General features: G+C 54.1%; 1 protein-coding gene. It reads left to right on the top strand.

All coding sequences use genetic code 11. The features are described from left to right. Nucleotides 1–142: 142 nt before the first annotated feature. Nucleotides 143–1234: a redox-regulated ATPase YchF gene (gene ychF / locus RMSM_RS18125; protein WP_008699390.1), complete on the top strand. Its 1092-nt coding sequence runs from the start codon at nucleotides 143–145 to the stop codon at nucleotides 1232–1234. The last annotated feature ends 112 nt before the right edge of the window (nucleotides 1235–1346 follow it).

Raw genomic sequence — 1346 nt, 5'->3', positions numbered from 1 at the left:
GAACGACGTCCACCGTTAGCGCAAACCGCTTTCGCTGATACGATTTCGCCTTCAGCCCGATGTGTGCGGATGTTCTCGCCTTGCCGCGATTAGCACGTAATTTCCGGGTTAACATCACGTTGTTCACATAGAAATCATTGCCATGGAAGCCGGAATTGTTGGTCTGCCGAACGTCGGTAAAAGTACGCTGTTTAACGCTTTGACAGCATCGAAAGCGGCCCAAAGTGAAAATTATCCGTTTTGCACCATCGAACCGAACGAAGGTATCGTCAGCGTTCCCGATGATCGCCTCACCCGTATCACTCATTTCATCACCCCTCAAAAGACCATCCCTGCGGTCCTGAAATTGGTGGATATTGCAGGCATTGTCAAAGGCGCCAGCGAGGGAGAAGGGCTCGGCAACAAATTCCTCAGCCATATCCGCCAAGTCGACGCGATCGTGCAAGTCGTTCGCTGTTTCGACGATCCCGACGTGATTCACGTTTCGGGAACCGTCGATCCGATCGCCGACATGGATACGATCGAGACCGAATTGATGCTGGCGGACATCCAAACGCTCGAAAACGCATTGGGCAAAGCCGAACGGACCGCGCGTAGCGGCGACAAGGAAGCGAAGTTGCGTGTCGCGGTGATCCAAAAATGCAACGAACACCTCAGCAAGGACGAACCATTGCGGACGCTCGAGCTGAACAACGTCGAGGAATCGGCGATCTCGAGCTATGGATTGATGTCGGCCAAACCGGTTCTGTACGTCGCCAATGTCAGCGAAACCGACCTCGACGGCAAAGATCCTCTTGTGCAAAAGGTCCGCGATCAAGCCGCCAAGGTCGGTGCGACCGTGGTTTGCGTGTGTGCCAAATTGGAAGCGGAACTAGCCGAGCTCGAAGAACCCGATCGCAGCGAAATGCTGGCCGAAGTCGGACTCGATGAGCCCGCGCTAAACCAAATCGCACGGGCGACCTACAGCACGTTGGGGCTGGAAAGCTACTTTACCGCCGGCGAAAAAGAAGTTCGTGCGTGGACGATCCCCAAGGGAGCGACCGCTCCTCAAGCCGCTGGCGTGATCCATAGTGATTTTGAACGCGGCTTTATCCGCTGCGAGGTCTACACGCTGGAAGATCTGGAAACCTACAAAACCGAAAAAGAAATTCGACAAGCAGGTAAACTACGCGTGGAAGGCAAGGGTTACGTCATGAAAGATGGCGACATCTGCCACTTCCTGTTTAACGTTTGATCGCTTGAAGCGGCTACGATTAACGATCGGCTAGAATCTTCATCTGACACTGCGTGCTAACATCTGACACCGCGTACCCAATTTTGCCCTGCCGCTTCGCCCCTCACTGACT

Origin of the sequence: Rhodopirellula maiorica SM1 (assembly GCF_000346295.1) — a bacterium.
GTDB lineage: Bacteria > Planctomycetota > Planctomycetia > Pirellulales > Pirellulaceae > Novipirellula > Novipirellula maiorica.
This window is presented reverse-complemented; position numbering and strand designations above follow the sequence as displayed.

What these genes read in the sequence shown, in the direction of transcription:
- ychF (WP_008699390.1), top strand. Translation starts at nt 143, where the DNA reads ATGGAAGCCGGAATTGTTGGTCTGCCGAACGTCGGTAAAAGTACGCTG.